Origin of the sequence: Streptomyces pristinaespiralis, assembly GCF_001278075.1 — a bacterium.
In the GTDB taxonomy this organism is placed as follows: Bacteria; Actinomycetota; Actinomycetes; order Streptomycetales; family Streptomycetaceae; genus Streptomyces; species Streptomyces pristinaespiralis.
The window spans coordinates 846,132-871,801 of the sequence record NZ_CP011340.1; the positions used below are offsets into that span (position 1 = coordinate 846,132).

26 protein-coding genes and 1 pseudogene are annotated in these 25,670 nt (G+C 71.1%); 13 read left to right on the top strand and 14 right to left on the bottom strand.

The features are described 5' to 3' along the window. Nucleotides 1–3: 3 nt before the first annotated feature. From SPRI_RS03375 to SPRI_RS38420, 3 genes are all read left to right on the top strand, one after another. On the top strand, nucleotides 4–558 hold the full coding sequence (locus SPRI_RS03375; protein ID WP_005308286.1) for a SigE family RNA polymerase sigma factor: 555 nt from the start codon (nucleotides 4–6) through the stop codon (nucleotides 556–558). Next, nucleotides 551–1,135 (top strand): hypothetical protein, encoded by a 585-nt coding sequence (locus tag SPRI_RS03380; protein WP_037773064.1) that lies wholly within the window; start codon nucleotides 551–553, stop codon nucleotides 1,133–1,135. The genes SPRI_RS03375 and SPRI_RS03380 overlap by 8 nt, the downstream gene beginning before the upstream one ends. A gap of 123 nt (nucleotides 1,136–1,258) precedes the next feature. Continuing rightward, the gene (locus tag SPRI_RS38420) at nucleotides 1,259–1,828 is read left to right on the top strand and encodes a hypothetical protein (RefSeq protein ID WP_005308289.1); all 570 of its coding nucleotides are present in this window, start codon (nucleotides 1,259–1,261) and stop codon (nucleotides 1,826–1,828) included. A gap of 191 nt (nucleotides 1,829–2,019) precedes the next feature. Here SPRI_RS38420 and eno read toward each other — a convergent pair whose 3' ends face one another. Then, entirely contained in the window at nucleotides 2,020–3,318 is a 1,299-nt protein-coding gene (gene eno / locus SPRI_RS03390; protein WP_005308291.1) for a phosphopyruvate hydratase, read from the bottom strand. A gap of 169 nt (nucleotides 3,319–3,487) precedes the next feature. On the opposite strand from eno, the gene SPRI_RS03395 reads away from it, so the two are divergent. The 4 genes from SPRI_RS03395 to SPRI_RS03410 all read left to right on the top strand — a co-directional run bounded on the left by SPRI_RS03395 (nucleotide 3,488) and on the right by SPRI_RS03410 (nucleotide 6,592). Further along, nucleotides 3,488–3,928 carry a MarR family winged helix-turn-helix transcriptional regulator gene (locus SPRI_RS03395; RefSeq protein ID WP_037773066.1) on the top strand — a complete coding sequence of 147 codons (441 nt, stop codon included), beginning with the start codon at nucleotides 3,488–3,490 and terminating at the stop codon, nucleotides 3,926–3,928. A gap of 68 nt (nucleotides 3,929–3,996) precedes the next feature. Continuing rightward, entirely contained in the window at nucleotides 3,997–4,488 is a 492-nt protein-coding gene (locus tag SPRI_RS03400) for a hypothetical protein (RefSeq protein WP_005308295.1), read from the top strand. Nucleotides 4,489–4,601: 113 nt separating this feature from the next. Continuing rightward, nucleotides 4,602–5,801 carry a septum formation family protein gene (locus SPRI_RS03405; protein ID WP_005308297.1) on the top strand — a complete coding sequence of 400 codons (1,200 nt, stop codon included), beginning with the start codon at nucleotides 4,602–4,604 and terminating at the stop codon, nucleotides 5,799–5,801. A 275-nt stretch (nucleotides 5,802–6,076) separates the two neighbouring features. Beyond that, the gene (locus SPRI_RS03410; RefSeq protein ID WP_005308299.1) at nucleotides 6,077–6,592 is read left to right on the top strand and encodes a GNAT family N-acetyltransferase; all 516 of its coding nucleotides are present in this window, start codon (nucleotides 6,077–6,079) and stop codon (nucleotides 6,590–6,592) included. Between the two features lie 184 nt (nucleotides 6,593–6,776). Here SPRI_RS03410 and otnC read toward each other — a convergent pair whose 3' ends face one another. From otnC to SPRI_RS03440, 6 genes are all read right to left on the bottom strand, one after another. Next, the gene (gene otnC / locus SPRI_RS03415; RefSeq protein ID WP_005308300.1) at nucleotides 6,777–7,421 is read right to left on the bottom strand and encodes a 3-oxo-tetronate 4-phosphate decarboxylase; all 645 of its coding nucleotides are present in this window, start codon (nucleotides 7,419–7,421) and stop codon (nucleotides 6,777–6,779) included. Continuing rightward, entirely contained in the window at nucleotides 7,418–8,692 is a 1,275-nt protein-coding gene (gene otnK / locus SPRI_RS03420; RefSeq protein WP_005308302.1) for a 3-oxo-tetronate kinase, read from the bottom strand. The genes otnC and otnK overlap by 4 nt, the downstream gene beginning before the upstream one ends. Before the next feature lie 84 nt (nucleotides 8,693–8,776). Beyond that, nucleotides 8,777–9,859 carry an isocitrate/isopropylmalate dehydrogenase family protein gene (locus SPRI_RS03425; protein WP_037773067.1) on the bottom strand — a complete coding sequence of 361 codons (1,083 nt, stop codon included), beginning with the start codon at nucleotides 9,857–9,859 and terminating at the stop codon, nucleotides 8,777–8,779. Between the two features lie 42 nt (nucleotides 9,860–9,901). After that, nucleotides 9,902–10,738, bottom strand: coding sequence for a sugar phosphate isomerase/epimerase family protein (locus SPRI_RS03430; RefSeq protein ID WP_238996197.1), 837 nt, complete (start codon nucleotides 10,736–10,738; stop codon nucleotides 9,902–9,904). Then, nucleotides 10,735–11,445 carry an aspartate/glutamate racemase family protein gene (locus SPRI_RS03435; protein WP_106428380.1) on the bottom strand — a complete coding sequence of 237 codons (711 nt, stop codon included), beginning with the start codon at nucleotides 11,443–11,445 and terminating at the stop codon, nucleotides 10,735–10,737. Before SPRI_RS03435 ends, SPRI_RS03430 begins: the two co-directional genes overlap by 4 nt. 236 nt (nucleotides 11,446–11,681) lie before the next feature. Beyond that, a complete protein-coding gene (locus SPRI_RS03440) occupies nucleotides 11,682–12,407 on the bottom strand; it encodes a FadR/GntR family transcriptional regulator (RefSeq protein WP_005308309.1) in 726 nt (241 codons plus the stop codon). A 364-nt stretch (nucleotides 12,408–12,771) separates the two neighbouring features. Here SPRI_RS03440 and SPRI_RS03445 point away from each other — a divergent pair, with 364 nt between their 5' ends. Then, nucleotides 12,772–14,067 (top strand): CitMHS family transporter, encoded by a 1,296-nt coding sequence (locus SPRI_RS03445; protein WP_037773071.1) that lies wholly within the window; start codon nucleotides 12,772–12,774, stop codon nucleotides 14,065–14,067. A gap of 226 nt (nucleotides 14,068–14,293) precedes the next feature. Here SPRI_RS03445 and SPRI_RS03450 read toward each other — a convergent pair whose 3' ends face one another. Beyond that, complete coding sequence (locus tag SPRI_RS03450) at nucleotides 14,294–14,749, bottom strand: VOC family protein (RefSeq protein ID WP_005308313.1); 456 nt, start codon at nucleotides 14,747–14,749, stop codon at nucleotides 14,294–14,296. A gap of 395 nt (nucleotides 14,750–15,144) precedes the next feature. Here SPRI_RS03450 and SPRI_RS03455 point away from each other — a divergent pair, with 395 nt between their 5' ends. Both SPRI_RS03455 and SPRI_RS03460 read left to right on the top strand, forming a co-directional pair. After that, nucleotides 15,145–16,389 (top strand): FG-GAP repeat domain-containing protein, encoded by a 1,245-nt coding sequence (locus SPRI_RS03455; protein ID WP_005308315.1) that lies wholly within the window; start codon nucleotides 15,145–15,147, stop codon nucleotides 16,387–16,389. Between the two features lie 102 nt (nucleotides 16,390–16,491). Beyond that, the gene (locus SPRI_RS03460; RefSeq protein WP_005308317.1) at nucleotides 16,492–16,833 is read left to right on the top strand and encodes a hypothetical protein; all 342 of its coding nucleotides are present in this window, start codon (nucleotides 16,492–16,494) and stop codon (nucleotides 16,831–16,833) included. A 52-nt stretch (nucleotides 16,834–16,885) separates the two neighbouring features. On the opposite strand, the gene SPRI_RS03465 is transcribed toward SPRI_RS03460, so the two are convergent. Together SPRI_RS03465 and SPRI_RS40035 are read right to left on the bottom strand one after the other, a co-directional pair. Continuing rightward, nucleotides 16,886–17,230 (bottom strand): Rossmann-fold NAD(P)-binding domain-containing protein, encoded by a 345-nt coding sequence (locus SPRI_RS03465; protein WP_050791402.1) that lies wholly within the window; start codon nucleotides 17,228–17,230, stop codon nucleotides 16,886–16,888. Next, nucleotides 17,227–17,979, bottom strand: a complete 753-nt coding sequence (locus SPRI_RS40035; protein WP_435850016.1) for an SCO2400 family protein — start codon at nucleotides 17,977–17,979, stop codon at nucleotides 17,227–17,229. The genes SPRI_RS03465 and SPRI_RS40035 overlap by 4 nt, the downstream gene beginning before the upstream one ends. 311 nt (nucleotides 17,980–18,290) lie before the next feature. Between SPRI_RS40035 and SPRI_RS03470 the strand changes: the two genes are divergently transcribed. The 3 genes and pseudogenes from SPRI_RS03470 (at nucleotide 18,291) to SPRI_RS03480 (ending at nucleotide 20,245) form a co-directional block, all read left to right on the top strand. Continuing rightward, the gene (locus SPRI_RS03470; RefSeq protein WP_005308322.1) at nucleotides 18,291–19,037 is read left to right on the top strand and encodes a phosphotransferase family protein; all 747 of its coding nucleotides are present in this window, start codon (nucleotides 18,291–18,293) and stop codon (nucleotides 19,035–19,037) included. 87 nt (nucleotides 19,038–19,124) lie between these two features. Further along, nucleotides 19,125–19,788: pseudogene (locus SPRI_RS03475) on the top strand (M15 family metallopeptidase). Between the two features lie 217 nt (nucleotides 19,789–20,005). Next, complete coding sequence (locus SPRI_RS03480; protein WP_005308324.1) at nucleotides 20,006–20,245, top strand: helix-turn-helix domain-containing protein; 240 nt, start codon at nucleotides 20,006–20,008, stop codon at nucleotides 20,243–20,245. A gap of 216 nt (nucleotides 20,246–20,461) precedes the next feature. Here the strand turns inward: SPRI_RS03480 and SPRI_RS03485 are convergent, their stop codons facing one another. From SPRI_RS03485 to SPRI_RS03500, 4 genes are all read right to left on the bottom strand, one after another. Then, on the bottom strand, nucleotides 20,462–21,427 hold the full coding sequence (locus tag SPRI_RS03485) for a pirin family protein (protein ID WP_005308326.1): 966 nt from the start codon (nucleotides 21,425–21,427) through the stop codon (nucleotides 20,462–20,464). A gap of 95 nt (nucleotides 21,428–21,522) precedes the next feature. After that, nucleotides 21,523–22,467, bottom strand: a complete 945-nt coding sequence (locus tag SPRI_RS03490) for an AEC family transporter (protein WP_005308328.1) — start codon at nucleotides 22,465–22,467, stop codon at nucleotides 21,523–21,525. A gap of 260 nt (nucleotides 22,468–22,727) precedes the next feature. Next, nucleotides 22,728–23,924 (bottom strand): glycoside hydrolase family 64 protein, encoded by a 1,197-nt coding sequence (locus SPRI_RS03495; RefSeq protein WP_005308330.1) that lies wholly within the window; start codon nucleotides 23,922–23,924, stop codon nucleotides 22,728–22,730. A 246-nt stretch (nucleotides 23,925–24,170) separates the two neighbouring features. Beyond that, the gene (locus SPRI_RS03500) at nucleotides 24,171–25,604 is read right to left on the bottom strand and encodes a dihydrolipoyl dehydrogenase family protein (protein ID WP_005308332.1); all 1,434 of its coding nucleotides are present in this window, start codon (nucleotides 25,602–25,604) and stop codon (nucleotides 24,171–24,173) included. Nucleotides 25,605–25,670: the final 66 nt, after the last annotated feature.

Here is a 25,670-nt window from a genome sequence, read left to right on the forward strand (position 1 = left end):
GGCATGGGACCACCAGATGAACCGCACGGCGGCGCGGGCGCGGACGCGTACGAGTTCGACGCCTTCTACGCCGCGAGCGTCGGCCGGCTCATCGGCCAGCTGTACGCGATGACGGGCGACCTCGCCGAGGCGCAGGATGTCGTACAGGAGGCCTTCGTCCGGGCTTGGGAGCGCCGGGGCGAGCTGGACCTGAACGGCGCTCCCGAGGCATGGGTGCGCACGGTGGCCTGGCGGCTGGCGGTCAGCCGATGGCGGCGGGTGCGCACCGCGCTCTCCTTCGTCCGCCGGCAGGGCCCACCGGCCACGGTTCCGCCACCGGAGCCGCACCACGTGCTGCTGGTTCAGGCGCTGCGACAGATCCCCGAGGCACAACGAAGGGCCGTGGTGCTCCACCATCTCTGCGACCTGACGGTCGAGCAGGTGGCTGCCGAGGCCGACTGCCCCGTCGGCACGGTCAAGGCGCAATTGAGCCGGGGGCGGGCGGCGTTGGCACGGCTGCTTGCGGACACTGAGCTGGATCCGCGGACGACGCGGCTGTCGGAGGTGCGTCATGGCTGACGAGACCGGACTGGATATCTACCTGGCCGACCTCGCCGAGTCGGGCCGGCGCCACACGTCGCCACTTGCCGCAGATCGGATCCGGGCGCGTGGTGAGCAGCGCCTGCGCCGCAGGCGGGCCGCTCTGGCGTCCGGTGGTGCGCTGCTGGTCGCGGCTCTGACCGTGGGAGGGCTGTCACTGACCGGTACCGGCCGAGGGGCCGAACCGCCCGCCGTCATCCCGACGCCCACCGCTTCGCTGTTCGTGCCGCCGGCACCCGCTCCGGGTGCGGAGTACGCCAGCGAGCTGGGCTATGTGTACGGCGCGGTGGTGAAGGGCGACACGGTGCAGGTCACCGTCGAACCGGTCCGTGCCGTGCGGGGAACCGTGGCACCCGTTGGTGTGGTGCACACACTGACCCTGCCGCGGGGGACGCTGGTCGAAGCACGACAGTCGGTCGGTGGGGACCCTGCGGACGTGCGGCTGGACCGGCTGGTGAGCCGACTGGCCGCCGGGCGGCAGTGGGTGTTCGCGATCGACTACGACAGCGAGGGCCGAGTGCACTCGCTGCGGGAGGCGTACTGGCTCGCCGGGTGAGTCCGCACGGGAACTCCGGGGAGGCGGCGGCAAACAAAGCGGATCGGCATGCAACCCGGGGGTGGGGGCTGCGCGTAGAGACCGTGTATCCGGACCACACCTGATCCCTGGGGGACCTTGACCATGCGCCTTTCACACCGCCGGGCCGCCGTGAGCTGCCTCACCGCTCTCGCCGTCAGCCTTGTCGCCCTGACGGGATGCAGTGCCGGGGGCGCCGGGCAGGCGGCCGCCGCCGCACCTGAGACATCGGCGACGCCTTCCGCGTCGGCCGCCGAGACGGGTCCGACCGCCGCGCCGGACGGCGGTGCGGCCCCGGACGACACGTCGGCGTCGCCCAGTGCGGCCCCCTGGGCAGGCACCAAGCAGTTCGTGCAGATCGACGACGCCCGGACCAGCGGTGGGCTGACGTACTTGTCGGTGCGGCCCGCCCAGAAGGAGGCGCACCCACAATTCGAGGCGTGGGTGATCGTCCCGGGCAAGGGGCCCTACACGGAGGTGCCGGTGGCCGAGGACGCCCAGGTGCTGCTCTCGGTCCCGATCGGCGACGCGAAGCACGCCGCGTCGTACTCCCAGGCCGAGTTCGTCAGCCGACTGACGGCCCAGTCGTCCTCGGCGCGCACGCTCGTCGGGTACGACCTGAGTTTCGACGGAGAGGGGCGGGTGACCAGGCTGCAGTCGCTGTACACGTCCTGAACGGGCAGGCCGGGACCTCGTCCTGGACACCGCTTCCCGGGTCGGAAGCGCGAGGTGCGACGGTACTCGGTTCGGCGGGACGCGTCGCGCCCCGCCGAACCGACGCCGGTGGTGGAGGACGTCCTGCCGCCGGAGCCGCGCGTGTCTGGTTCATGGCGCCGAAGATCCGGTCTGTAGGGTCCGGCAGTGCCTCACTCGGCGGAAGCGGCGGCGCATCCATACACTGCGGATGCGCCCAACTCCTCTTCGATGCGCATGAGTTGGTTGTACTTGGCCGTGCGGTCCGAACGGGACAGAGACCCGGTCTTGATCTGCCCGCACCCCGTGGCGACGGCCAGATCGGCGATGGTCGTGTCCTCCGTCTCACCGGAACGGTGGGACATGACCGCCACCCATCCGGCCCGCCGCGCAGCGTTCACCGTCCCGAGCGCCTCGGTCAGCGTCCCGATCTGGTTGACCTTGATCAGGACCGCGTTCCCCACGCCGGTGCGGATGCCTTCCCGTACCAGCGCCTCGTTGGTACAGAAGACGTCATCCCCGGTCAGCTGGCACCTGTCCCCGACCCGCGCCGTCAGCTCGCGCCACCCGTCGAGGTCGTCCTCCGCCATCGGGTCCTCCACCGAGACGATCGGGTACGCGTCGATCAACTTGGCGAGGTAGTCGACCTGTTCGGCGGGCGTACGCTGCACACCCTCCCCCACGTACGCGTACACACCGGCCCGATAGAACTCCGACGACGCCGGGTCCATGACGAGGCCGATGTCCGCGCCTGCCCGATACCCGGCCCGCTCGATCGCAGCCATGACGAAGTCGAGCGCCTCCTCGGCCGTACGCAGCGCAGGCGCGAAGCCGCCCTCGTCGCCGACGCCCGTGGAGTGGCCGGCGGCCAGCAGGTCCCGGCGGAGCGTATGGAAGACCTCGGAGCCCATCCGGACCGCCTCCGCGAAGGACTCCGCACCCACCGGCGCGATCATGAACTCCTGGAAGTCGAGCGGATTGTCGGCGTGGGCGCCGCCGTTGACGATGTTCATCATCGGCACCGGAAGCACTCGGGCGTCGGCCCCGCCCAGGTAGCGGTACAGCGGCTGCCGGTGCGAGACGGCGGCGGCCTTCGCGGTGGCGAGGGAGACCCCGAGCAGGGCGTTGGCGCCGAGCCGCGCCTTGGTGGGCGTGCCGTCGAGCGCGACGAGCGCGGCGTCGAGGCCGGCCTGGTCGTCGGCGTCCCGCCCGGTGACGGCGTCCGCGATCTCGCCCTTCACGTGGGCCACGGCCCGGTCGACGCCCCTGCCGTGCCAACGCCGAGGGTCGCCGTCGCGCAGCTCGACCGCTTCGCGGGCGCCGGTGGAGGCGCCGGAGGGGACGGCAGCGCGGCCGAGGGATCCGTCGGCGAGGACGACATCGACCTCGACGGTGGGGTTTCCGCGACTGTCGAGGACGGCGCGGGCGGTGACGCGGCGGACGGCGGTCGGCGCAACTGTGTGTGCGGGCATGGGAGGTCCTTCCCGTAGTCGCCTGCCGGGCCCCGGCTGCGACGACGCTGGCGCTCGGCCCGACATGAGGAACTGTACAGCAAGCCTGTTCAGTTTTGCTGTTCAGCTTGGCTGTTCAGTCCGGCTGTTCAGTTCTGCTGCACAGCGTCGTTTCCGGTTAAAGTGCTCCATGCCCACCCTGGAAGCCGCCGCCGTCGCAGCCGAACTGCGTACCGCGATGGGCAAGCTCACCCGGCGCGTGAAGCACGAGGACCGGATCCCGCACGGGCAGGTCGCCGTGCTCGGCGTCCTGGACCGCGACGGCGCGATGACCACCAGCGATCTCGCGACCGATCAGCGCGTACGCCCGCAGTCGATGGCCCGCGTGGTCGGCCTCCTCCTCGAACAGGGCCTGGTCACGCGCAGGGCCCACCCCACCGACGGCCGCAAGTCCCTCCTCGAGCTGTCGGACGCCGGCCGGGCCGCGCTGGAGGCGGAGCGCGGCCGCAGGGCCGGCTGGCTGGCCATGGCCATCGAGGCCGAACTCACGCAGGACGAGCGGGAGCTGCTCGCGCGCAGCGCGGCCCTGATGGAGCGGCTGGCCGCGCGTCGCCAGGACCTGCCCGGGTGACCGGTACCTGTTTCCGATCCCTCGCCCCAGCAAGGGTTCGGGTTCAGGAGACCGTTTAAAGTGCGGCCATGGCCGTCCCTGAGATCATCCCCATTGCGTGGGAGCCGGACTGTCGCACGAGCACCATCGGCCGGTACAGCGACGGTCGGTTCCTGGCTTCGATCACCTATGCGTTCCCCGAGGGGTTCGTGATGGGAGACGGGTGGGAGGAGCACAAGCGGCTCTACGTCGTGCTGCACAAGTTCGACCATGCAGGTCACCACCAGGGGTCCGACATCTGGTGCGCCGGTACGTGGGCGGAGCAGGTCGAGCGCCCGCGTGATGAGCACTCTGTGGTCGCCCGCGCGGAAGCACAGTTGGACGCTGTCCTCTCCTGTCTCCCGGAACGTGAGTACTGCGACATCGCGATCCGGCCCTTCCGGCTCACCGTCGACGGTGTGCTCTTCGGCCTCGTCACCGAATACCCTGCCGAGGATCAAGATGGCGAGGAAGACCGGGCTGAGTTGTATCCCGATGGGCTGAGTTTCTCCGCTCCATGGGACGGCCGGTACGACACGTGACACCCTTGGTACGGGCGCACCCGTGACGCCGTCGGCGCTGATACTCGGCTGATGTTTCCGTTCCGTGACCCGCGGGCGGGCAACCTGGTGCGGTACCGGGCGGTCATACCGACGTGATCACCCGTCCTCGCCTCTCCCTTGCCGCCGTGGCCGTCGCGACGTCCGTGTTCCTGACCGCCTGTTCCGGCGGCTCCGAGGAACAGGACCCCGCGCACCCTGTCTTCGACGCCACCCTGCAACAGCAGCCGCGCCAGGCGCTGCTGGCGACGCAGGCGGCGGGGACGGCGAGCTTCAGGCAGACGCTGACGTTCACGTCGGAGCACGGTGACTCCGTGCAGACGTCCGAGGGGCGACTGGACTTCGACGGCAGCCGGGCGGCGGGCTCCCAGGCGTGGAAGATCGCCGACGGCCTGCCGGACGAGGCCAAGGACGCCCTGCTCGGCACCCGGCTGGGCGAGGGCCGCTCCCCCGCACGCTCCGATCTGGCGATCGATCCCGGCACCATCCGTCTCCGTTCCGGAGAGGCCGCCTACTGGCTGCGGTACGACGAGTCGGCCCCGTTCGGCAGCGGTGACTCGATCGACGCGCTGCGGGGCACGGAGGCCGCCTTCGGAGGCACACTTCTGGAGATCGTGTCCGGTGCACAGGAGGTGCGGCAGTCCGCGGCCGACGGCGGGGGTCGTACCTACCGGGCGAGACTGACGGCCTTCAACACCCTGCGCATGTTCTCCAAGGACCTCAGGGACGAACTCATCAGCTCCATCGACCCCGGCGTCACGGAACGGCGCGTCACCCTTGATCTGTCCGTGGATGCGGACGGCCGTATCTCCCGGGCAGAGGCCGATTTTTCCGCACTGCTCGGCAGGAAGGACAGCGCCCTCCGTTCGGTCACCGGCCTGCGCGCCGTGCTGACGGTGAGCGGCTTCGGGGCCTCACCACCGGTGATGCCGCCGCTGTCCGGGCGGACCGTGTCCGCCAAGGACACCGTCAGGCCCATCGGCGAGGTGGAGCCGGGGGCGTGCGTCGACCTCAACACGGGGACCCGGGTTCTCGACATGGTCGTCGCGGTCAGCTGCGAACAGCCGCACGACGCACGCGTCTTCGCCCACGCCGCATTCGGTGCCGACCACCCGGGCCGCAAGGCGGCCCGGCAGCAGGCGGGCGAGAACTGCCGGCAGGCCTACCGGTCGGCGTCCGAGTCGTGGACCCGCGAAGCAGTCAAGGACGACATGTACTGGTACACCTGGCCCACGGAGGCCGGTTGGAACCGCGGCGGGAAGCCCGTGGCGAGCTGTTATGTCGTCTCCCGCTGACCCTCCGGCATCGCCTTCGGCCGCTGCTGACGGCTGTCTGCACCCCGCAGGTGGGCTCCGCCGGGCTGCGGATGCCGGGACGGCCGATGGGACCGAAGCCCGGGCCGGCATACGTGGCGCGGCAGCCCTGCCGCCGTCCTCGCGATGGTGGTCGAGCTCGTCGGATCCGCGCGGCACCGCCGGCACGCGGTGAACGCGCCACCTCGTCGCCCTGGTCCGGGCCCCGGCCGCTTCGAACGCGGCATACTCGTCGAACGTTCCAACCGGGAGGCAACATGACCTCGCTCAAGCCCGAGACCATCCACACCGCCGGGCTGACCCTGCTGCCCCTGCAGGTCGGGCACGCCGACGAGATGGCCGCCGTGTTGTCCGATCCCGGCCTGCACACCTTCACAGGCGGCACTCCGGACACCGTCCAGGCGCTGCGCGCCCGCTACGAACGCTGGACCGCAGGCTCACCCGACCCCGCCGAAACCTGGTGCAACTGGGTGATCCGGCTTCGCGACACGGGCTGCCTGACCGGTACGGTCCAGGCGACGATCACCACCGACGACCGCGGAGCCGCCGCGGAGATCGCGTGGGTGGTGGGAACCCCCTGGCAGCGGCGCGGCATCGCCACCGAGGCGGCCCGAGGCCTCGTCACCTGGCTCCGGCAGCACCCGGTGCACACGGTCGGCGCCCACATCCACCCCGACCACGCGGCATCCGCCGCCGTGGCCGCCGCGGCCGGACTGACTCCCACCGACCAGTGGCACGACGGAGAGGTCTGGTGGCGGTTGGCCATCAGCTGACCGGGCGCATCAACAGGTCTTGACGATCAGTCGGGTCGTCCGGCCCGTAGGCCCCAGAGCACCATGACCGGACGGTGGTGGCCGTACGCCGGGCAGCCGGCCCAGCGCGCGGGAAGCCCCCCGGACCCTCTCCGGAGACCGCCCGGCGGGAGCCCTTCCGCCGCGCCCGCTTCTCGTCCGGCCGTCAGAATGGCGCGGGTGCGAACGCGGCGACCTGCTCGGGGGTGAGGGGGCGGGTGGGGTGTCCCCGCAGGAGGAGGTGGAGTTTGGCTGTCTCCTCCAGTTCCTCGATCGCGTCGGCGGCATGTTCCAGGCAGGCGCCGGCGACGACGGGACCGTGGTTGGCGAGGAGGACCGCGTGGTGGGTGCGGGCCGTCCTCTCGGCGAGCGGCTCCAGGCTGCTGTCACCGGGGGCGTGGTAGGGCAGCAGCGGCAGGGTGCCGACACGCATGGCGTAGTACGCGGTCAGCGGCGGCAACACGTCGGCCGGGTTCACGTTGTCCAGGCACGAGACCGCGGCGGCGTGGGTGGAGTGCAGGTGCACGACCGCGTGGGCGCTCGGACGGGCGCGGTAGAAGGCGGCGTGCAGGAACGCCTCCTTGGTGGGGCGCAGGCCGTCGAGGTGCTTGCCGGACAGGTCGGTGCGCGACAGGTCGGCCTCCTCGACCGTGCCCAGGCTGGAGCCGGTCGGGGTGAGCAGCAGGGTGCCGTCGGCCAGGCGGACGGACAGGTTGCCGGTCGAGCCGTGGGTCAGACCGCGTGTGAACAGGGAGCGGGCAGTACGGACGATGAGCGTGCGAGCCGCCGACTCGTCGGTGTAGGCGGTCACTTGCCCTCCTCGGCCGGGGTCGCGAGGGCCCTGGTGAACAGGTCGGGCGCCCCGAAGTTGCCGGACTTGAGCATGAGGGCGAGGTCGCCGTTCTTGGTCGTGGCATACGTCCAGGGCACCCCGGGGTCGGCTTCTTCGCCGACGAGGACGGCGCGGATGCCGAGGGCGGTCGTGACGGCGCCCGAAGTCTCCCCGCCCGCGACGAGCAGTCGGCGTACGCCGCGTTCGACGAGGTGGGAGGCGAGAGCGCCAAGCAGTTCCTCGACCTGGGCGGCGGCCTCGGCGACGCCCAACTGGGCTTGGACTGCCGCGAGTTCCTCCGGCGAGGCGGAGGCGTAGATGAGGACGGGCAGGTCGGGGTCCTGGTCCTCGTACCAGGCCAGGGCTTCGCCGGTGACGTCGCGGCCGGTGGCGGCGGCGAGGACGTCGAGGTGGAGGGAGGGCAGGCCGGCGGCGTAGAACTGGGCGATCTGCTCCAGGGTGCGGGCCGAGCAGCTGCCGGCCAGGACGGCGGCCCGCCCTTCGCGCGGCCACGGTTCGGCTGCGGTCGGCCCGGCGGTGGGGTAGGCGTGCCCGAGCCCTTCTGCCAGGCCCGCGGCCCCGGCGACGAGCGGCAGTTCGAGGGTGGCAGCGCCGAGTACGGCGAGGTCGTCGTCGGTGAGGGCGTCGGCGACGACGTGCCGGACCCCGGCCTGCTGATGTGCCACGACGGCCTCACGGACGGCTTCGACGCCGCGGCGCACGGTGGACCAGTCGATGAGGCCCACCCGGTGGCTGGTCTGCGCGGAGAGCAGACGTACAAGGGCGGAGTCCGTCATGGGGTTGAGGGGGTGGTGACGCAGGGGAGAGTCGGACAACAGCTGGTCGTGGACGAAGAGATGACCCTGGTAGACGGTACGGCCGTTGGGCGGGGAGGCCGGGCAGTGCAGGGTGACGGCGGCGCCGGCGGCGTCCATGAGCGCGTCGGTGACCGGGCCTATGTTGCCGTGCGGGGTGGAGTCGAACGTGGAGCAGTACTTGAAGTAGATCTGTGCCGCGCCCTTGGTCCACAGCCAGCGCTGTGCGGCGAGGGAGTCGGTGACGGCCTCGTCGGCGGGCGTGGAGCGGGACTTGAGGGCGACCACGACGGCGTCGCAGTCCGCCGGCAGCGCTGTGGTGTCGTCCGGGGGGCCGAAGACCAGGGCGGTGCGCAGGCCGGCACGCCGGAAGGCGGCGGCGACGTCGGTGCCGCCGGTGAAGTCGTCGGCTGTGCAGCCGATGCGCAGGGTCATGGTCGGGGTCTCTCCTCGGGCGTGCGGGTGTCGCGTGGAGTCCCGGGGCGGGCGGTGGAGCCACCCGCCCCGGGAATGGGTGGGTCAGTTCCGGCCGGCGCCGATGGCCTTGACGACGGCGGCGGTGAACTCCGTGGTGGAGGCGGACCCACCGAGGTCGCGGGTGGCGGTGCCGGCGGCGATCGTGTCGGTCACGGCCTTCTCGATGGTCCTGGCGACGGCGACGAGCTTCTCGTCGCCGTGCTTGGCGGCGAGCCACTCGAAGAGCATGGCGCCGGAGAGGATCATGGCGACGGGGTTGGCGATGTTCTGCCCGGCGATGTCGGGGGCGGAGCCGTGGGATGCCTGGGCCATGGCGGTGGTGGCGGAGGAGTTGATGGACGGGGCGGTGCCGAGCGATCCGGAGATCTCGCCGGCCAGGTCGGAGAGGATGTCGCCGAACATGTTCTCCGTGACGATGACGTCGAAGTCCTGCGCGCGGCGCACCAGGTGAACGGTCATGGCGTCGATGTGGAAGTCGTCCACGGCCACGTCCGGGTATTCCTCGGCGACTTCCTGGCACACGGTGCGGAACAGGCCGGTGGTGAGCTTGAGGACGTTCGCCTTGTGGACGATGGTGAGCTTCTTGCGGCGCGAGCGTGCCAGGTCGAAGGCGACGCGGGCGACGCGCTCGGTGGCCTCACGGGTGATGATGCCCAGCATGATCGCGGTGTCGGGGGTGGGCATGAACTCGCCCGTGCCGGCGAAGGTGTTGCGGTCGGCGTAGAAGCCCTCGGTGTTCTCGCGGACGATGACGAGGTCGGCGTTGTCGCAGACCGCCCTGGCGCTGGGGAAGCTCTTGGCGGGGCGGATGTTGGCGAAGAGCTGGAAGTGCTTGCGCAGGGTGCCCGAGGGGTTGAGCGCGGACTTGTGCGGCTCCGGGTAGCTGACGGAGTCGTGCGGGCCGAGGTACCAGCCGTCGAGGCCGGCGAGGGCCTCCTTGGTCTCCTCGGGGACCGGGGTGCCGTGGGTGTCGATGGCGGACGCGCCGAGCGGCAGGGTCACCCAGTCGACCCGGACGCCTGCGGCCCGGGCGGCGGCGGTGGCGATCTCCACGGAGGACGGGACGATCTCGGGGCCGATGCCGTCGCCCTCGAGGACGCCGAGGCGGTAGGTCGTGGTGCTCATGGTGCGGGTTCCTCTCAGAACAGGATGGTGGGTGGTCGGGGCTCAGGACAGCGTGGTGGCGGCGTCGGTGAGCGCGGTCCAGGAGCGGGCGGCGGCCTTCGTGCTGTCACCGTCCTGTGTGTGCTCCAGAGTCAGCCAGCCGGCGAAGCCGCCGTCGCGCAGTGCGGTGAACAGGGCGGGGAGCCTTGGATCGCCGACGGTCAGCGGGCCCCGGGTGGAGGCGGCGGCCAGTTGCACGCAGCCGGTGACGCCGGCGTGGTCCGTGACGGTCCCGACCACCTCCACGCCTTCGGCGTCGAGGTGGTGGGTGTCCAGGACCAGCCCGGCCGGGGCGTCGAGCGAGCCGATGACGGCGAGGGCTTCGGCAGGGGTGTGCCACAACGAGGTGTTGGCGCGGGACTGGGGTTCGAGGAGCAGACGGCTGCCGCGGCCGGCCGCTTCTTCGGCCAGTTGCCGCACGGCGCGTTCGGCCCACAGTCGCTGCGTGTCCTCGAGTCCCGGCAGGAACGTGCCGCGGGTCTGGCCCAGGGTGACCGGCACGCCCAGCTCACCGGCGAGACGGGCGGCGCCGATCAGGCGGAACAGGGCGTGCCGGCGTACGTCCGGTAAGGGGTCGGTCAGCGTCAGGCGGTCCTGTGCGGCGACCGGACCGGTGCCGATGCCGAGGACCTGGAGGCCGCCGGCCTCGACGGTCCGCGCCAGGGCCTCGGCGTCCTGGGCGCCGCTCTCACGGACCTGCACCTCTACCCCGTCGTAGCCCAACTCGGCCAGTCGGCGGACGGCTTCGGCGAGGGGCGCGGTGAAACCGAGCGGCATCGGCGCGGTGCAGTCGTCGCCGGAGACGGTGTAGGCCAGCGGCCAGGGCAGCCCCGCGGTCACGGGCCGACCGCCGGGGCCGGGCTCGTCGTCCGCTCGCCGGGCGTGAGCATCGCGCGCAGTTCACGCGCGGCGGCGCCTGCACCGTCCAGCACCGGCACACCCACCAGGGCGGCCAGGGCGTCTCGCGCCCGGGTGAGCGAGTACTGCGCCAGCAGCACCGCGTCGACGTCGGTGGCCCCGACGGCGTGCAGGGCGTCGGCCAGGTGACGGGCCGTCGCCTCGGCGTCGTCCGCCACGGCTGCCTCCTCGCTGAGGGCGGTCACGATGTCGACCGGGCGGTCCGCCCGGACCGCCGGGACGAGGGCTTCGAGCTGGGTCACGGCCGCCGGGACGGCAGGCGGAGTCGAGGCGACGACCGCGATACGCCGGTAGGGGCCGGCCAGCGCGGTCCTGAACATCGCCTCGTCGGACTTCAGGACGGGTACGTCCCACAGCGCGCGGGCGGTGTCCACGACCTCACCGTAGGAGGAGCAGGTCAGCAGCAGGGCCTGGGCGCCGCCGTCGATCACGTGCCCGATCAGACGGAGCATGCGCCGGCGCAGCGCGTCGGTGAGCCCGCCGGCCGCACGGGCGTCGTCCAGCAGGCGGTCGTCCATCACGTTCCAGACGGTCGCCTGCGGGAACTCCCGCGCGAACGCCTCCTGGGCGATACGGGCGCCACTCGGCACGGCGTGGATCATGGCGACGAGGGGATGGGGTTCGATCACCGGGTTCTTCCTCTTCCGGTAGGCGGGGACCGGCAAAGGTCCCGGCCGCGGGCCTGCTCCGGTCGGCGGGGGACGCCCGTCACAACAGGAGATGGAGCCCGGGATGGGGGGGGACGACAGCGTTTCGTAGCGTTGCCGCGCCGCCACTGTAGGCCCAACCGGTCAACCGGTCAACCGGTTGGGGTCGCAGGGCGCCGCGGAGCGCCGGAGGCCGTCCGGCAACCCGCGGCGGACCGCTACGCCTCGCGCTGTTCGAGTGCTTCCATCAGGCGGCGGGAAGCACCTTCCATGTGCCGGGCCATCGCCGCACGGGCGGCCTCGGCATCACCCTTCGCGACCGCTTCGTAGATCGGTACGTGATCGGCGTACGCCACCTCGCGGGAGCGCACGGCGCCGGTGCGCTCGACCCAGCCTCGCTGGATCATCGCCCGCATGCCCTTGAGGGTGTCCCGGAGCACCGTGTTGCCGGCCAGTTCGCCGAGGGCCGCATGGAAGGCGGTGTCCGCCTCCGGGAACTCCTCGTCAGGGCACTCGCGCATCGCCGCCAGTCGCGCGCGCAGCAGCTCGACGCCCGCGTCGTCGCGCGCCTGTGCGGCCAGGCCGGCGACGACCACCTCGAGCTCCGCACGGGCCTGGACCATGTCACGGGCGCCCCGTTCGCCCAGGACGAGGCCCAGCTCGAAGAGCCGGTAGAGCACGTCGGAGTCGGTGCCGCGGAAGTACGTCCCGCTGGACTGCCGGATCTCCAGCAGGCCGAGAAACCCCAGCGACTTGATCGCCTCACGCACGGTGGGCCGGTTCACCCCGAGCATTTCGGTCAGCTGCCGCTCCGAGGGGATGCGGTCGCCGGGCTGGACCTCGCCGGACATCAGGTAGTCGATCAGGCGGCGGGAGACCTCGGCGGCCAGCGGCTCGCGCGGCTCGACGGTGATCCTGGCGAGTTCGGCCATCGAATTCCTCACTTCGGTATTGACGTGATGGCTGGATTCTAGTTACCTACCGGCAATCCGGTAAACCGGTTCTCCGGAAGTCCGGCTTGGCGAACGCCGTCTCTTCGCCACACCAGCCGCCCCAGCCGCACCGGAAGCCCCAGCCCCAGCCATGCCAGGCGCACCCCTGACGTCCCCACCGGGCCATGCCCACTGTGATCGTGCGCCCCGAGCCGCCGTACAGGAGCCGCACGTACCATGACCGACCCGACGCACGAGCCGAGTACGGCATCGCGTGCGCTGCCGGTCGTCCCCCGACCCGACACGCACTGACTCCGCGCGCCGTCCCGCGCCGCCGGCCCACCGGCGGCCCTCAGCCCTGCACCAAGGAGCAACGATGCTCGCCGTCCTCGGCTTCGCCACTCTGGGCAGCTTCATGCTGCTCGTGATGCGGAAACACCTCTCCGCGTTCACCGCAATCATGCTCACGCCAATAGCCGCCGCCCTCATCGCGGGCAAGGGCTCCAAGCTCGGCGACATGATCATGAACGGCCTGGAGACCGTCGCCCCCACCGCGGCCCTGCTGCTGTTCGCCGTCCTCTACTTCGGACTGATGATGGAGGTGAAACTGTTCGAGCCGATCGTCCAGGCCATCGTCCGTGCCTCGAAGGGCGACCCGGTCCGCATCGTCGTCGGCACCGCCGTCCTCGCCCTGTGCGTGGCCCTCGACGGCGACGGCACCACCAGCTACATGATCATCTGTTCGGCGTTCCTGCCCATCTACCGGCGCCTGGGCATGAACCCCCTCATCCTCGCCACCCTCGCCGCCATGGCGCTGGGCACCATCTCCGGCACCACCCCCTGGGGCGGCGCCTCCACCCGCGGTATCAGCGTCCTGCACCTGAGCGCCACCGAGTACTTCGTCCACATGATCGGCCCGATGGCCCTCACCAGCCTGGCCATCATCGCCGTCGCGTACTGGCTCGGCCTGCGCGAACGCCACAAGATCGACCCGGGGAAGCTGGCCGCCTACAAGCTGGAGATCGCCTCCGGCGAAGCCTTCGAGCCGGTCAAGGCGGACTGGCGCATGTGGTTCAACGCCGCCCTCACCCTCGTGCTGATGGCGCTGCTCATCCTCGAGGTCGCCGACCTCCTGGTGCTGTTCATGGTGGCGTTCGTCATCGCTCTGCTCGTCAACATCCGCTCGATCGGCGACCAGCAGGAACTCATCAAGCGCCAAGCGGCCAACGCCGTCCCCGTGATGATCCTCGTCCTGGCCGCCGGCGTCTTCACCGGCATCATGACCGACTCCGGGATGATCAAGGCCATGGCGGACGCCGCCCTCGCCGTCGTGCCCGACTCCATGGGCAACCTCATCCCGCTGTTCACCGCCGTCCTCGCCCTGCCGCTCGGCTTCTTCATGTCCAACGACGCCTACTGGTTCGGCGTCGTCCCCGTCCTCGCCGAATCCGCGGCCCACTACGGCATCGACGCCAACGAGATCGCCCGCGCCGGCGCCATCGGGCAGATCCTCCACATGATGGGCCCCACGAGCGCACCCCTGTGGGTCCTCCTCGGACTGGTCAAGGCCGAACTCGGCGACTTCCAGAAGCACGCCCTGCGCTGGGGCGTCCCCGTCTCCATCGCCTACATAGCCTTCGCCGTCCTCACCGGAGCCATCACCGTCACCTGACCCGTCGGGCGACACTCTGCCGATCTGCCCGGTGGGCCACTGTCCGTGTGGCCTGCCGGGCAGCTTTCGCAGGGTGGCGGCCGGGTCCGCCGGGGGACGGACGCCGTCCGGGAAGGGCCAGGACTGCGCCCTGGACTAAGCCGGCGACGGCGGGAGCCGCGTGGACGAACTCACCCTTGAACGTCGCGTTCGCCGCCGCGCCCGCCGTAACTCGTGGGTGCCGCAGTCAGGCTTCCTCGGGGAGATCGGCGAAGATTCCCTTCAGCAGGCCGGTGGCCTGGCCCACCTCGATGAGATAGCCGTCGGGGTCGCGCATGTAGCAGCGCAGCTCTGCCTTGCGGTCGAGGGGCTCCGTGAGGAACCGGGCACCCTTCGCCACGGCATGTTCGTAGAAGGCGGCGATGTCGGCCACCCGTACATTAAGGAAACTCGACACGTGCTCGCTGCTCGCCGGCACTTCCAGAGTGACGTCCGGCTTGTCGGGGGTGGGCCCGCCGCCCGGGTTCATGATGATCCAGCTGTTGGCCACCTTCACGATGGCCGGATTCTCCTCCAGCACGACCTTGCCGCCGAAGACGTCGGCGTAGAAACGCCGTGAGACCGCGACGTCGTTCACCGTCAGGAAGTGGGTGAGGACCAGGCCCTGCTCAGGGGCGGGCAGGTCACCGCGAGACGTCGTCATCGTTCCGTCCTTCCCTTCCTTGCCCGCCGGGTGGGGCATGTCGTGCCCGACCGCGCCCGGAAGCAGACGGGTACCCGACCTCCGCCCGTCACACCTCCGCCGCGGACACTCGCACCACCAGAGCGTGCGACTGCTGGGCGCCGCGGTCCACAGGCTCGCCGTCCCCCGAGCCGAAGGCCCCACTGCCGGCGGACAAGTACGGCGTCGTGTCGTTCGACGCCGCGGAGTCCACGGGTCGGCAAGGTCCGGGTGAAGTGCCGACCGGTGGGCGCCGACGGTCTCGAAACAGGCGTCGGCGACCGTCAGCGCCTCGAGGCTCGTACAACCTTTCCCCTTCTCGTGCGTCACAAGGGTGTGGCGCGCGGTGCGCCTGATGCCCTGAGGGAGAACTGATCGTGCCTCGTGCTCACTTCACCCGGCGGCGGCTTCTCGCCGCCCTCGCCACCGTCCTCACGGTCACCGGAGCAGGCGCGCTGAGCGCCCCGGCGCAAGCTGCTCCCCTCACGGCGGAGGTGTCAGCCGGAGCGGCCGTCGCCGGCGACGACGTCTCGCTCATCCGGCACACCGTCCCGCCCGTGATCGACATGACCGGCAAGGACTACGTTCCGCTGGAATGGGAACTCACCCATGACGGTTGGGCGACCGTGGTCCTCCGCCACCAGCGGACCGGGATCACGACCACGCACCCGCTCGGCAACGGGGGAACACCACGCACGTTCAGGATGTACTGGGAAGCCTTCGACCCGGTGAACGGCGGCGATGCCCCGAACGGCGACTACACCTGGACGATCACAGCCGAGTCGGTCAACCGCGTTCCTTACGACTTCGAGGCTTCCGGGTCGTTCACCGTCGTCCGTAAGCCCCAACCGCACGACTTCAACGACAACGGTTCCCTCGATGTGTTGCAGCGGGACCACGAGGGCGTGTTGTGGCGGGTCGACACCAGCTACTACGGCAAGTCGCTGAACCTGGCCACCCGCCGACAGGTGGGCGGGGGCTGGCAGATCTACGACAGGATCGAGGCAACGGGCAACCTCGGCGGGACAGCGGTCGGCGATCTTCTCGCCCGCGACAGGTCCGGCGTGCTGTGGCTCTACCAGGGCGACGGCCGGGGCGGCTTCGCCACCCGCCTCAAGGTCGGCACAGGCTGGCAGATCTACGACAGGATCAAGGCCGGCAGCGACCTGACGAACGACGGCCGCCCCGACATCGTCGCCTCCGACAAGGCCGGCGTCCTGTGGCTGTACCCCGGCACGGGGAACGCCGCCAGGCCCTACTCCCCCCGGAAGAAGATCGGGGGCGGCTGGGGCGTCTACAACGAGCTGAGTGCCCTCGGGAACATCGCCGGCCGCGCGGCGGGCGACCTGGTCGCCCGTGACAGGAACGGCGTTCTCTGGCTGTACCTCGGCAAGGGTGACGGCACGTTCGCCCCCCGCACGAGGATCGGAGCAGGCTGGAACGCGTACTACCAGATCATCGCCGTCGGCGACGTCACCAAGGACGGCCGCCCCGACCTCATCGGTCTCGGCACGTACACGGACTACCTTTACCGGACCACAGGCGACTGGCGAACCCCCTTCGCAGGCCGCGAGGAAGCCGTACTTCACTACATCGGGCACGGCTTCGACCACGTCGCCTGACACCCGGCCCATCGCAAGAGCAGCGGTGACACGCCGCGTCCCGCCCCTCCGGCAGCCAGACCGCCAAGGGACCGTCGTCACCGCGCACTCCGGAGCCTCCTCATGCCTCAGCCCTCCACCGGACCGTCCGAAGCGGACACGTTCTTGGCCGTCTGCGATCACACGCACCTGTTTCCGGGTGCCCGCTGCCGCCTCCAGCGGCTGCCTGATCCCCGTGCGTTTGCAGCAGACCCACAGCCGATCGACGTGGACCTGAGGTTCTCCGACGGTGTGATCGCCGACGCGGAGTTGCGCACGGGAGGACCGGCGGGCCCCGTACTCACCGTCCCGGCCTACACCACCGAGGCCGGAACGCTCATCGACGGCAGAGCCTGGCTGATCCGGCGGTTCACCTCGACGGAGGACGAGGTCGAGCTCACGATCGGCAGGCATGCCCAGACCTGAGCGCTGCCCCGGACCGTCGGCCCCCTCCCGCGCGCGGCGTCCGGTCGGATCGTCAGTCAGAGCTCGTAGACGCGTCCGGTCCGGGCTCCTTCGACGGAGCGGACGTATGCCTGGGCGACGTCGGCGGTGGCGACCGAGCCCTGGCCGGGGAGGCGGAGTGCCAGTCGGCTGGCGTCATCTCGGACAGCGGCTTGCAGGGGACGGAGCCGGCGGCGCTGACCACGGCGTCCACCGGGCCGGCGGCCTCGTACAGGGGCCGTGATCCGATCGGGGTCGTCAGGTCGTACCTCAGGTCACCGGAGGTGCGGCCCACCGTCAGGACGTGGTGGCCGCGCTCGCGCAGGGTGGCGTCGAGGGCCCGGCCCGCTCCGGCGGCGCCGGTCAGCAAGATGCTCACGTCCTCCCTTGCGGCTGTCCACCAGGGACGGGCACAGCCGTGGTGCTGGGAGTGGGGCCGCTCGGCGGCGGCGACGGGCTGACGCTGACGGAGGGACTCGCTGAGGGGGTCGCCGTCGGGGAGGACGCCGACTGGCTGGGACGGCCGTCGGGAGGACGCGGCGTCGGCCCGGCCGTCGCAGGTGGCGGCGAGCTGGTGGCAGCGGGAGCTTGCGGAGCCGGTGACTCCCGGGGAGTGGGCGTCGCGCGAGGACTCCGCGTTCCGGCACTGCTCCGGTCCCTGACGGCTCCACCTCTGCCCGGGCGCGTCGCCGGACGTTCCGGTGAGCGTGAGGCCGTCGGTGATGCGGTGACGTCGGCATCGGGCTCATCCGGAGATGCCTGGTCCGGGGTGGGCAGTGCTTGCGGGGGATCGATGGAGTGCTGGGGCAGCAGCGACGCGCCGGCCAGGCCGCCGAGCACGGCGAACGTGGCCGCCGCAAGAGCCCGAACACCGTACTTCTTCAACTGCGGCGGAGGACGTCGCCGGGCTGCGGGCGCGTCGGCCGAAGAAGCTGGGGACCAGGCCTCGTCGGGGGATTCGGAGGGGCCGGACCCCTCGCTCAACAGGACGTCCCACACCGCTGTACCGGCTGCCGGAGCATCCCCGCTCCGATCACCCGGGGGTGCCGCGTCGGACTCGTACGCCCCGCACTCCGGGCACGTCACGGTGCCGTTGAGGGGACGGCGGCAGGGAAGGCAGTAGTCCATGCGCTCGACCGATCAGTGCGTGGGTCGCTGGAAGGAACCGTGCGCCGCCGACCCGGCCGGGCAGCAGGCAACGGCGGCCGGAGGGCGACGCCGGCCGGCGTCGGACAGAATCGTGGGCATCTGCGAACCTCACTCACTCACCGGTCTTCAGGTGGGTCACCGGATACCGAGGAAAACGGGGTGCGGTGAGTCGCCGTTCAAGCATCGACCGAAACGTGGGATACGTAACTCCGCGTCGCCGGACACCCCTTGAGGACGCCGCACTCGCCACCCGGTTCTCTCCTCCGCGGTCACCCGGGATACTGGTCGCCATGGATGAGGTCCAGGTCGTGGTCGCCCATTCCGAGCGTGCGACCCTGCGCGTCGGTGACGTCTTCCTGAAGGTGGAAGCCGACCGGGAGCGCATGGACGTCGAGGTCGAGGCGATGGCCCTGGCGCCGGTCCCGACCCCGAGGATCCTGTGGCGCAAGCCGCCTGTGCTCGCGATCGCCGCGGTCCCGGGGAGGGCGCTCGGCCGCCTCGGCGAGCCGTCGACCGCGTCGCCGGCGGCGTGGGCCGCGGCGGGCGCCGCCGTCCGGAAGTTGCACGACGCACCGTTGCCGGCCCGCCCCGGCCGGGCCGGACGGCGCATCGACGAGCTGACGGCGGATCTCGACAGCGAGTGCGAGTTGCTCGTGGCGAACGGCGTCCTGCCCGCCGACCTGGTCACGCGCAACCGACAGGTCGCCGAGGCCGCGCTCCGGCCCTGGACCCCGGTGTTCACCCACGGCGACCTGCAGATCGCTCACGTATTCGTCGACGATGACGAGATCACGGGCATCATCGACTGGTCCGAGGCGGGCCGGGGTGACGCCCTGTACGACCTCGCCACCTTGACGCTCGGACACGAGGAGCACCTCGGCGACGTCGTCGCCGGCTACGGCACCGACGTCGACCTCGACGTGATCCGCGCGTGGTGGTCGTTGCGCAGCCTGCTGGGAGTTCGCTGGCTGATCGAGCACGGCTTCGACCCGTCCGCGCCGGGCTGTGAGGTCGACGTGCTGAGATCCCTGATGTGAGGAGCGCGAGCCGACTGCTGCGAGTGCCTTCTTTCATGCAGGCCCTCACGTCAGTTCACCGGCTGAGCCCTGCGAGATGATCACTCCATGAGCGAGATCGTCTTGATGTCGGATCCGAAGGTCGCCGCCATACCCGTTGCCGAGTGCGGTGGACGTCTCGTGGACGTCCGCCAGGACAGCTCGTTGCTGATCGATTCGCGCAAGCAGGACCCGGAAGATGCGTACGCGTATCGGCGGGAAGGTGTGGTGGAACGGCTGTTGAGGGCCCAGGAACTTCTCCCGCGAGGCTTGCGACTGCTGTTCGTCGAGGGCTACCGGCCCCCCTCGCTCCAGCGTGCGTACTTCGAGGAGTACACCGGCCAGTTGTAGGCCGTCCACGCCGACTGGTCCGCCGAGCAGATCCACTCGGCGGCGAGTCGGTACGTGTCACCGCCCGACATCGCTCCGCACAGCGCCGGCGCGGCCGTGGACCTCACCCTGGCGGATGCCGACGGGCGCGAACTGGACCTGGGCACCCGGATGAACGCGGACCCCGAGGAGAGCGAGGGTGCCTGCTACACCGAGGCCGCCGACATCAGCACGGAAGCACGCGCCAACCGGAAGCTGCTGGGTTCCGTCCTCACCGCCGCGGGGGCTCGTGGACTGTCCCACCGAGTGGTGGCACTGGTCCTTCGGCGATCGGTACTGGGCTCTGCTCACCGGTGGGACCGCGGCCCTCTACGGCCCGAAGGAGATGGCCTCGCCGGCCTGACCGCCCCCGGGCGTGCTGCCCGAAGTGGGCTTCGACCGGGTCGGTCTCACGGCAGCCACCCGAGAGTGTGGGCTTCCGGGGAACGGACTGTGGGCCGCGGTGGACGGCCATTTCGGGCGGGCGATCGGACAGTGACCCGTTTGGTCCAGGGTGAAACTCGCCTTCCAGGGCACACGAGCCGAATCGCACGTCGCCGAACCCACCAAGGAGACGAAGGATGAACGATCTGGCGCAACTGTTACACGACACCATGCGCCGTCGACATATGACCCCACAGGCGGTCGCCGACAAGACCGGCATCAGAACCCCGCGCATCCGGGTCTTCGCAGAAGACGGCTCCAGCGGCCCCATCAGCCCCACCAGAAGTGAACTCACCGAACTCGCGGACGCGCTGGGCCTGCCCAGGCCACTCGTTCTGCACGCCGCCGGCCTCACCCCCGTCGGCTCCCCGGCATGAAGCGCGTCTCGACATCACGCAGCCCGACTGCGCCGAGCCGGACCGCGCAGCGCGCCATCCGCACTGCCGGGCTCCGGTTCCCGCCCCGCCGCCGTCGTTGATGGCGGGGTACCGGCGTACCGCAGGACAAGGCGTCGGTTTCACGACCGACGCTGTCCTGGCGGTGGCCGCGGCCGGATTTCGCCTCCTTCACCCGGCTGCATCGGCATGCCCAGGTCAGCGCACCCTTCCGCGTGGTTTCAGCGCTGTCGCCGGCAGCGCGGGCGCCGGGAGCGGAGGGCCGTCGTAGCCCTTGACCTCGCCGAAGCGGTTTCCGTTCATCCAGTCCTCGCGGGCCTCGGCGATCTCCTCGTGGGACCGGCCGATCCAGTTCCAGAACATCACGATCTCCTCCTCGAACGGCTCGCCGCCGAGCAGCAGCAGACTCGCGTCCGAGTCGGCGCGCAGGGGCAGTTCGGAGCGGCCGCAGCCGAGGTAGAGCATCGAGCCGGGCAGGACCGGAACGCCGTCGACATGGGCCTCGCCGGACATGGAGAGCACCGCGTACTCGAAGTCCGCCTCGAGCGGCAGGCGGGCCTCTGCGCCCCGGGCGAGGGTGAGGTCCGCCCCCACGAGGGGCGTGTACGTCGTGCCCGGTGAGGCCGCTCCGTCGAGGGTGCCGAGGACGACCGTCGCGCTCAGGCCGGGGGCGGTGACCTCCGGCAGTTCCGTGTGGTGCTGGAAGTGCGGCTCGATGCCGCGGTGTGCACCGGGGAGCGCCACCCACAGCTGGGCGCCGTGCAGGAAGCGGGCGTGCGGGCGGGGGCTCTCCTCCGAGTGGCTGATCGCCCGTCCGGAGGTCATCAGACCGAGCTCCCGGGGACGGATCGTGGCCAGAGCCCCCGTGCTGTCGCGGTGCAGGACCTCGCCCTCGTGCAGCCAGCTGACGGTCTGCAGGCCCATGTGCGGATGCGGCGGCACCTGCATGCCCGGCTCGTCGGCGATGTCGTCGGGGCCGTAGTGGTCGACGAAGGCCCAGGCGCCCACCATCCGCCGCCCGAGGTTGGGCAGCAGCCTGCGGACCTCGGTGGACTCTCCGAGCGGGACGCGGCGGGGGCTGAGGAGCTCCCGGACGGGCTCGGCGACGACGAAGCCACGCCCGCCGCATACGGAGGGGGTGGCCTGACGATCGAGATTGCTCATGGGCCCAACCTATGCCGGTGCGGGGGCCGGGGATCCCCGTTCCGCGCCCCGGATTCCCGCCGAACGGCGTCGGGTCTCTCCCACCGCCGTGCCGTTCACGCGAGGAGCCACGTGATCAGCGAGAGGGATCCCATGGAGATGAAGGTGGTCAGCACGACGGCGTCCCTGACGAGTCGGGTGTCGAGGCGGTACTGCGCCGCGAAGATGAACGCGTTCTGGGCGGTCGGCAGACCCGCGCAGAGCACCACCGCGAGCAGGTCGTCGCCCTTGATCCCGAACACCCACCGGGCCAGCGCGTAGGCGACCAGCGGTTGGACAACCGTTTTGAGGGTGACGAGGACGTGTCGCTCCGCACGCCCGGCGGGCGCGGCGTCCTCGACGGCCGCGGCGCCGGGCCGCGCGGCGCGGGTGTCGAGGGACATGCCCAGGGCGAACAGCGCCGCCGGGACCGCCGCGCCACCGAGCATCTGGGCGGGCGCGGTGACGGCCTCCGGCAGGTGCAGGCCGAGGACGGACACCGTCACCCCGGCCGCCGACGCGGCGATGATCGGGTTGCGCAGCGGCAGCCAAAGGAAGCGGCTCCGGCCTGCGGCGCCGCGGCCCGCGTCGAGGTCTATCAGGGTCAGGACGAGAGGGGTGACGAACAGTGTCTGGAACATGGCGGCCGCGACCACGAACGAGGCGTCGCCGAGCACATGTACGGCCACGGGGATGCCGAGGTTGGCGGAGTTCACGTAGGCACCCGCCATGGCGCCGATCGCCCGGTCTGCCGGTCCGCGGCGGAACACCCAGCGGCCGATCACCAGGCCGAGGGCGAGCATGACGAGGACACTGGCGGCGAATACCGCCACGCCGGGGCTCACGAGGTCGGACACCTCGGCCCGGGACAGTGTCACGAACAGCAGCGCCGGCATGGCGAACGCGAAGGCGAACCGGCCCAGCACCGACTGGGCCTGCTTTCCGAGTACGTCGAACCGCCCGGCCGCCCAACCGACGGCGGTGATCGCCCAGATGGGCAGAAAGCCGGAGAGCACGGTCACCGGGCCAGCATGCCCGACGGTGATCAAGACCTCTCCGCCGCCCCCGGGAAGGTGAAGTTCCGGGGACGGCGGAGTTCCAGGGCGGCGCGGCTCCGGGGACGGCCGCGGCTCCAGTGAGCGGCAGGTCTCCGGGGACGGCACGGCTGACGGAGTCGGCAGGTCTCCGGGCCTGTCGGGTGGCGCGAGTTGCGGTGCCGCGATCCGTGACGCTGCGCGTCGCACGGTGCGCGTCGTACGGGTTCGTCGGGGCGTCCCCGTTGTCAGTTGAACGGGTCCAGCGTGACGTACGCCGTCTGCGGGTTGCCGTCGTGCACCAGTGACTCGTGGGCGCCCACGTCGTCGAAGGCGAAGGCGTACGCCTTGCCGTCGGCCATCTGGGCGTGGATCTTGCGGGCGTAGTGGTTGGTGACGACGTCCTGGTAGAAGTTCGCGGAGCCGGTGTCCGGCTGGTTGGGGTTGGTCAGCAGCGTCGAGCGGTTGAAGCCCGCGCACAGGGTGCGTGAGATCGGGCCGCGCACTTGGTCGTTGGGGGCGTCGAGGCGCTTGTAGCACCCGAAGACGCTGTCGGAGTCCGGCTTTTGGAACGAGGTGACGACGGTCCCGGAGCCGTTGGTGAAGTTCATGACCCCGCCGGAGACCCGGCCGTAGTACTTGATGCCCGGCTGACTGGCGAAGGGCGTGACCGTGAGGGTCGAGGTCGTGTACTTGTTCCACACGCGGTTGATGTAGTCGTCCATGATGTTCGCCGGCAGCGCGCCGGCCTCGATGCCGTGGCCGGGGGCGAGGGCGCGCAGGACGGTGCCGTCCGCCCGGGTCTGGATGAGGTTGGCCCAGCCGCCGGGCTGACCGCGCAGGGCGTTGTAGAAGCCGTTGTAGCCGCCGGGCTTGAGGTGACCGGTGTTCTTGACCGTGCCGTCGGCGGCCTGGACGCCGACCGCGTAGGGGGCGGAGAACATGTCCACCTGTGTGCTGTTGATCCACAGACCGGAGTCGTTGAGCGTGTACTCCGACCAGTTGAAGAGGATGTTGCGGTTCGGGTCGCTCGGGTTCTGCACCGCGGGCTGCACCAGGCCGCCGGTGGTGAGCTTGAAGACGAGCTTCTGCCCGTACGAGAAGTAGATCCGCCCGGAGAACTTGGGCATCCGGATCGTGACGGAGCGGCCGGACGCGGGGCCGGCGATCGACGCGTCGGGGGCCGGGGTCGGTGGGTTGCCGCCGGCCGGCCAGGGATGGAACGTGCCGCTCGCGTCGGCCCAGCCCTGCCGGCCGGTGCTGAGCTCCGTGCCGAGGTTGTAGATGTAGACCGGCTCGCTGCGGCCCGAGTTGTTGGTGAACTTGAGCGGGATGGTCGCGGGCACGGCGGCTTCCGCCGTCGCGGTGGGCCCGGTGGCGGTGACGCCGGCGGCGCACAGCAGCGCGGTGAACGCCAACGCCAGTAACTTCCGTGAGACAAACACGCTCCACCTCCTCCTGATCGGATCCTCGAGGAATCAGTCTCTGAGAGCGCTCTTGAGAGCGCTCTCAGAATCCGCCCGCGCCGTACCGCCGTCAAGAATTCACGCAGGAGTTGTCACACCCGAAGGGAGCCCGTCGCAGAACCGGCCGTCGAGCGCGAACGACTCGGGTGCGTGGGCCGGCAGGCAACGACTCGGGGCCGGCAGGGTGGATGCACCGCCCTGCCGGCCCCGACGCGCGTGCCCCGGTCAGCCCGCCCGGTACGTCTCCAGCAGCCGCAGCCAGATCTCGCTGATGGTCGGGAAGGACGGAACAGCGTGCCACAGCCGGTCGATCGGCACTTCTCCGGCCACCGCGATCGTGGCCGAGTGCAGCAGCTCGCCGACGCCCGCGCCGACGAACGTGACGCCGAGCAGGACCTCGCGGTCCAGGTCGACCACCATGCGGGCGTGACCGCGGTAGTTCTCCGCGTACAGCCCTGCGCCCGCGACGGAGGCGAGGTCGTAGTCGACGGCGCGTACCCGGTGTCCGGCCCCCTCGGCCTCGGCGAGGGAGAGTCCCACGGCCGCCGCCTCGGGATCGGTGAACACCACCTGGGGCACTGCCGCGTGGTCGGCCGTCGCGGCGTGGGCGCCCCACCGGTCGGTCTCCAGCAGGGGAACCTGCTGCGCCCTGGCGGCGATGGCGGCCCCCGCGACACGGGCCTGGTACTTGCCCTGATGGGTCAGCAGGGCGCGGCGGTTGACGTCACCGACGGCGTACAGCCACTCCGTGCCCTGCACGCGGCAGCTGTCGTCGACCGTCAGCCACGAGCCCGGTTCCAGGCCCACGGTCTCCAGTCCGATGTCGTCGGTGCGCGGGGCGCGGCCCGTCGCGATGAGCAGTTCGTCGGCCTCGATGCGCTCGCCGTCGCCGAGTACCAGGGTGACGGGGCCGGTGCCGCCGGGGCGTTCCACGGCGGTGACGTCGGTGTCCGTACGGACGGTGACTCCGGCCTCCCTGAGGCCGTCGGCCACGTGCTCACCGACGAACGGTTCCATCCGGGGCAGCAGGCCGCCGCCGCGGACGAGCATGGTCACCTGCGAGCCGAGTGCCTGCCAGGCGGTGGCCATCTCCACCCCGACCACTCCCCCGCCGACGACCGCGAGCCGGCCCGGCGCCTCGCGGGCGCTGGTGGCCTCGCGGCTCGTCCACGCCCTGGCCCCGGCCAGGCCGGGGATGTCGGGCAGTACGGCGCGGCTGCCGGTGCTCACGACGACGGCGTGCCGGGCGGTCAGTGAGTAGTGTTCGCCCTCCGGCCCGTACGCCACCACCTTCCTGGGCCCGTGCAGGGCCCCCTTGCCCCGGTAGACACGGGCGCCGATGGAATCCAGCCAGGCCAGCTGGCCTTCGTCGTTCCAGTGGGCTGCCTGTTCGTCGCGGCGGGCCAGTACGGCCTTGCTGTCCAGCGGGCCCTGCACGGCGGCGCTCACACCGGGCAGCCTGCGGGCGTCCGCCCGCGCGATCACCGGGCGCAGCAGCGCCTTGGACGGCATGCACGCCCAGTAGGAGCAGTCACCGCCGATGAGTTCGCTCTCCACCACCGCGGTGCTCAGGCCCGCCGCTCTGGTCCGATCCGCCACGTTCTCCCCGACGGGGCCCGCGCCCAGCACTACGACGTCGTACTCCACAGCTTGGGTCATAGGGCCAGTCTGATCCGGGGTGTGCGTCCTGGCCACATGGGCAGGGGCAGGAATAGCACGGCCCCG

What these genes read in the sequence shown, in the direction of transcription:
- otnK (WP_005308302.1), bottom strand. Translation starts at nt 8,692, where the DNA reads ATGACCCTGCGCATCGGCTGCACAGCCGACGACTTCACCGGCGGCACC.
- SPRI_RS40035 (WP_435850016.1), bottom strand. Translation starts at nt 17,979, where the DNA reads ATGGACTACTGCCTTCCCTGCCGCCGTCCCCTCAACGGCACCGTGACG.
- SPRI_RS03425 (WP_037773067.1), bottom strand. Translation starts at nt 9,859, where the DNA reads ATGAGCACCACGACCTACCGCCTCGGCGTCCTCGAGGGCGACGGCATC.
- SPRI_RS03380 (WP_037773064.1), top strand. Translation starts at nt 551, where the DNA reads ATGGCTGACGAGACCGGACTGGATATCTACCTGGCCGACCTCGCCGAG.
- SPRI_RS03500 (WP_005308332.1), bottom strand. Translation starts at nt 25,604, where the DNA reads ATGACCCAAGCTGTGGAGTACGACGTCGTAGTGCTGGGCGCGGGCCCC.
- SPRI_RS03395 (WP_037773066.1), top strand. Translation starts at nt 3,488, where the DNA reads ATGCCCACCCTGGAAGCCGCCGCCGTCGCAGCCGAACTGCGTACCGCG.
- SPRI_RS03400 (WP_005308295.1), top strand. Translation starts at nt 3,997, where the DNA reads ATGGCCGTCCCTGAGATCATCCCCATTGCGTGGGAGCCGGACTGTCGC.
- SPRI_RS03445 (WP_037773071.1), top strand. Translation starts at nt 12,772, where the DNA reads ATGCTCGCCGTCCTCGGCTTCGCCACTCTGGGCAGCTTCATGCTGCTC.
- SPRI_RS03375 (WP_005308286.1), top strand. Translation starts at nt 4, where the DNA reads ATGGGACCACCAGATGAACCGCACGGCGGCGCGGGCGCGGACGCGTAC.
- SPRI_RS03450 (WP_005308313.1), bottom strand. Translation starts at nt 14,749, where the DNA reads ATGACGACGTCTCGCGGTGACCTGCCCGCCCCTGAGCAGGGCCTGGTC.
- eno (WP_005308291.1), bottom strand. Translation starts at nt 3,318, where the DNA reads ATGCCCGCACACACAGTTGCGCCGACCGCCGTCCGCCGCGTCACCGCC.
- SPRI_RS03460 (WP_005308317.1), top strand. Translation starts at nt 16,492, where the DNA reads ATGCCTCAGCCCTCCACCGGACCGTCCGAAGCGGACACGTTCTTGGCC.
- SPRI_RS03485 (WP_005308326.1), bottom strand. Translation starts at nt 21,427, where the DNA reads ATGAGCAATCTCGATCGTCAGGCCACCCCCTCCGTATGCGGCGGGCGT.
- SPRI_RS03470 (WP_005308322.1), top strand. Translation starts at nt 18,291, where the DNA reads ATGGATGAGGTCCAGGTCGTGGTCGCCCATTCCGAGCGTGCGACCCTG.
- SPRI_RS03480 (WP_005308324.1), top strand. Translation starts at nt 20,006, where the DNA reads ATGAACGATCTGGCGCAACTGTTACACGACACCATGCGCCGTCGACAT.
- SPRI_RS03410 (WP_005308299.1), top strand. Translation starts at nt 6,077, where the DNA reads ATGACCTCGCTCAAGCCCGAGACCATCCACACCGCCGGGCTGACCCTG.
- SPRI_RS38420 (WP_005308289.1), top strand. Translation starts at nt 1,259, where the DNA reads ATGCGCCTTTCACACCGCCGGGCCGCCGTGAGCTGCCTCACCGCTCTC.